At 65.8% G+C, this 4,475-nt stretch carries 4 protein-coding genes; all 4 read left to right on the forward strand.

What is annotated here, in order from left to right; all coding sequences use genetic code 11:
• On the forward strand, window positions 1-1,170 hold a 1,170-nt coding region (locus NTX40_01945), incomplete at its 5' end, for a glycosyltransferase family 4 protein (GenBank protein MCX5647847.1).
• Window positions 1,167-2,417 carry a glycosyltransferase family 4 protein gene (locus NTX40_01950; protein ID MCX5647848.1) on the forward strand — a complete coding sequence of 417 codons (1,251 nt, stop codon included), beginning with the start codon at window positions 1,167-1,169 and terminating at the stop codon, window positions 2,415-2,417. The genes NTX40_01945 and NTX40_01950, both read left to right, overlap by 4 nt.
• Window positions 2,418-2,448: 31 nt before the next feature.
• Complete coding sequence (locus NTX40_01955; protein ID MCX5647849.1) at window positions 2,449-3,474, forward strand: FemAB family PEP-CTERM system-associated protein; 1,026 nt, start codon at window positions 2,449-2,451, stop codon at window positions 3,472-3,474.
• A 4-nt stretch (window positions 3,475-3,478) separates the two neighbouring features.
• Window positions 3,479-4,354 carry a DUF3473 domain-containing protein gene (locus NTX40_01960; GenBank protein ID MCX5647850.1) on the forward strand — a complete coding sequence of 292 codons (876 nt, stop codon included), beginning with the start codon at window positions 3,479-3,481 and terminating at the stop codon, window positions 4,352-4,354.
• Window positions 4,355-4,475: the final 121 nt, after the last annotated feature.

Consider the following 4,475-nt stretch of genomic DNA (forward strand, 5'->3'; position numbering starts at 1 on the left):
CCGGACGACCCGGTCGCCGAGGAACACGCAGGCGTGAACTGCTCGCCGAACAATCCGACCGCCCCGAAGGTCGCGTTGCTGGGCCCGCTGCCGCCCCCTTACGGCGGGTATGCTTCTTACGTGATGCTCCTGCGCGGTTCCGCGCTAGCCGAACGTTTCGGGTACTACATCATCGACACGAGCCACCCGCATATCGGGCCGGGGGTCGGCCGATACTTCGGGATGGTGCATCTGGCGCTTCGGGACCTCCTCAGGTTCCGCCGGGCGGCGCGGGTTCCTTCGATCCGGATCTTCCATATCTGCGGCATCGTCTGGCCGCGCCGCCGCTTCCTTCAGCACGCGACCTTTTTCCGATGGGCGGGGCGGCTGGGGTGGAAGCGGATCTACGATATCCGTGCCGGGCGGTTCATCGAGTTTGCGGAAACCAGTCCTCCGCGCGTGCAGCGCCTGCTCGACAAGATGATCCGTTCAGCCGATGCCGTGACGGTTGAGGGGCGCCCTTACGTCAATTACATTCGGGATCGATGGGGAGTCGAGGCTCTTTACATGCCCAACTTCATCAGTTGGGCAGAGACGGGCGCCCGCTACCGGGCGGACGCCGGCGGTGCCGCGCCCCTGCGGGTCGTCTTCACCGGGCGGCTCCACGAGGCCAAGGGCGTCGTGGACCTCGCCGAGGCCGTGGCGAAGATCGCCCGGCGGGTCCCTGTCCGGCTGGACCTCATCGGTCCACCCGAAGAGGGAGCAGACCGAAAGATTCGTGCCATCATCGAGCAGCACGGCCTTCAGGACGTGATCGTCTTGCACGGGGGGATGCCGAAGGCGCACCTCCTGGAACTTGCGGCCAAGGGGCACGTGTATGCGATGCCCACATTCCACGTCACCGAGGGCCACTCGAACGCCCTGACGGAGGCGATGGCCCTCGGCCTGGCCGTCGTCACGTGCGACCAGGGGTTCTGTGCCGACGTGGTAAGTGGCGGGGCCGGCGTCCTCGTGCCGCAGCGCGACTCTGGCGCGCTGGCCAAAGTCCTCGAGGAACTGGCCGGCGATCCGGACCGTCGGCGACGCATGGGAGAGGTGGCGAGGCGGAGGGCGCGCGAACACTTCAGCGACGAAACCATGCTCCCGCGATGGGCGGACCTGTATGAGCGGCTGATCGGAGCCAAGGCGTGAGAGTCCTCCTGGTCCACCAGTTTTTCCTCGGCCCGGGCGATCCGGGCGGATCGCGATGGAACGAGTTCGTGAAGTACTGGGCTGCCAAGGGCCATGAGATTACGGTGATCGCCGGCAACCTCCATTACGCGACGGGCCGGCGATACCCGGACTGTCGCGGCCGATACATCACGCGGCAGCAGGAGGGACCGGGCGTGACGGTCCTGCGGTGCCACGTGAGCCGCTCCTACGCGAGCGGGAGCCGTCTCGGCCGCGCGTGGGCGCTCGTGACCTTCATGGTCTCCAGTATCCTCGCGGGCATCCTGCGGGCGCCGCGGCCCGACGTGATCGTGGCGACGAGCCCTCCGCTCGGCGTCACGCTGACAATGTGGGCGCTGTCGGCCTGGCACGGGGCGCCGGCGGTTTTTGAAGTCCGCGACCTGTGGCCCGACTGCCTGGTGGCCGAAGGGTTGCTCCGGAATCGTCTCGCCCTGAGGCTGTTCTACTGGATGGAGGCCGTCGGGTATCGTCGAAGCCGCTGGGTGAATGTCCTGACTCCTGCGTTTGAGCGTTGGATAGCCGATCACAAAGGGGTGCCGCGGGCCCGGATGAGCATGATCCCCAATGGGGCGGACCTGGACCTGCTCGAGCCGGGGCCGAAGGAAAACGCCGTCCGCCGAAAACTCGGATTGGAGGGAAAGGTCGTCGTGAGTTACTTTGGGGCGCACGGGCGGGCCAACGCGCTCGACCAGTTGCTCGACACCGCGGCGCTTGTCAAGGACGAGATGCCCGACGTACGATTTATGCTGGTGGGCGACGGGCCGGTCAAGGGCGATTTGGTGGCCCGCGCCGGTCGCGAAGGTCTGACCAACGTCGTGTTCGCGGATGCTGTGGCGAAGGCCGAAGTGGCGGACTACATCAATGCGTCGGACGTTTGCACGGCCACGCTCATGAACATCGAGCACTACAAAATGTATTACCCGAACAAGGTGTTCGACTACATGTGCTGCGCCCGGCCGATTATTATCGCGATTGACGGGGTGGCCCGGGAGTTGGTGGAAAAGGCAGGAGCGGGCCTGTTTGCCGAACCGGAGAACCCGCGGGCCTTTCGCGAGGCCCTCCGCGCCATGCGCCGGGATCCGGAAGCCGCCCGGAGGATGGGCGAGAGCGGTCGGCGTTTTGTGGCCGAGAACTTTTCACGCCGGATGCTTGCCGAGCGGCTTCTCGAGATTGTCACGCGCGTCGCAGAAGGGCGGCGCGCGTCGTAAGCAACCGCCGGACGGTGGGCAAGGAGGTCTTGTGGACGTTCGTGTTCTGGAAGGCCCTGAGGCGGCCTGCGAGGGGTTTGTGCGCGGCCAGCCGGCGGCGACTATATGCCACCGGCCCGCGTGGAGCGAGATGCTGCGCCGCGACCTCGGGTACGACGTTTTCTACCTGGTGGCGCACGAAGGCGGCGAGATTCGCGGCGTCCTTCCCCTGACGCACGTGAAGAGTTGGCTGTTCGGCAACCGCATGGTGTCGCAGGCGTTTGGGAACTATGGCGGGCCTCTGGCGGCGAGTCGCGAGGCGATGGACGCCCTGTTTGCACAAGCGGTCGAACTGGCCGCCGAGCGCCGTTGCGAGTCGATTGAGTTCCGCAACATCGAACCGATGCCGTTTGACCTGCAACTCTACGAAGGCAAGATATGCATGCACCTGGCGTTGACGGCCGACCCGGAGGACCTCTGGAAGCAATTCGACCCGAAGGTCCGCAACCAGGTCCGTAAGGCCCAGAAGTCGGACATCACGACCGCGAGCGGCGGCGCGGAACTTCTCGACGATTTCTACCGGGTCTATACGATTCGCATGAGGCAACTCGGTACGCCGCCCTACTCGCGGGCGTTGATGGCCGCCATCCTGACGCGGTTTCCGGATGAGTCGCGGATCTTCGTCGTGCGGCTGGGTGACCAGACGGTCGGCGCAGGGCTGACGACGTGCTTCAACGGCCTCGTCGAAATCCCGTGGGCCGCCACGCTCGTCGAATACAACTCGCTCTGCCCGAACCATTTGCTCTACTGGTCCGTCCTGGAGCACTACGGCAAGGCCGGGGCGTCGGCGTTCGACTTCGGACGCTGCACCGCCGAAGGGGCGACCTACCGATTCAAGAAACAATGGGGGCCCGAACCGGTCAACCTCCACTACCAGTATTGGGTCCGTCCCGGCCACGAGTTGACGATTCTGGCGCCGGACGAGGCGAAGTATCGGAGAAAGGTCGAAATGTGGAAGAAACTCCCCCTGTGGGTGACCCGCCTGGTCGGGCCGAGGTTAAGCCGGAGCCTGCCCTGAACGAATGATTCCCAACGCGCTGACAATCGACGTCGAGGATTACTACAGCATCATGGCCCGCGACCGGCTGGGCCTCGCGATGGCCCCCACGGAGGCCGTCGTCCGCAATACGGAGCGCCTGCTGGCCCTCCTGGCCGATCGGGGAATCAAGGCCACGTTCTTCATTCTCGGCGAGGTCGGGGAGGTGTTCCCCAGACTCGTGCGTGGCATTGCGGAGGCGGGGCACGAGATCGGGGTTCACGGTTACTGGCACCGGCCGATCCAGGGGCTTTCGCGGGAGGAGTTTCGCCGGGAAGTCGGCCGGACCAGAAAACTGCTCGAGGACATCGTGGGCGGCGAAGTCATCGGCCATCGCGCGCCCGCGTTTTCCATCGTGCCGGAGACGGCCTGGGCGCTGGAGGAACTGGTTGACCTCGGGTTCCGTTACGACAGCAGCGTCTTCCCGTTCGCGGGCCGGCGCTACGGTTGGCCGGGGTTCCCGCGCGACATTCATCGGAGGGACCTGGCGGGCGGGCGGACGATCGTCGAGGCGCCGATGTCGGTCGTCTCCGTGCTGGGCAAGGCCTTGCCAGCGTGCGGGGGAGGGTACCTCAGGCACTTTCCGTACGCTTTCGCACGGTGGGCGATGCGGCGCGTGATGCGCGAGCGACCGGCTGTTGTGTACCTGCATCCATACGAGACGGACCTGGAGCCCGGGCCGCAAGAGTTCGATCGGGCGCTGGCAGCGGCGCCGCTGGCCGTCCGGATGTTCCACCGTCACCAGCAGTGGAATCGAGACGCGGTGGCCCGGAAAGTGACGAGGCTGGTTGAAGAGTTCGACTTTGCGCCCTTGCGAGAGGTGATAGAGGGCGTGATGAGCGCGGCAGGTGGGCGGGGGTGATGATGGAGCGGAATCGCAGCCGACGATTTGGATTGCGTCGGTTCGCGGAGCATGGTAATTTGGCGGCCTATTCCGCCTGAGGCTGCATCCTGGCAGGGGAATGCCCTGCGTTCGTCGGCCG

Source organism: Planctomycetota bacterium (genome assembly GCA_026387035.1).
Classification (GTDB): Bacteria; Planctomycetota; Phycisphaerae; order FEN-1346; family FEN-1346; genus JAPLMM01.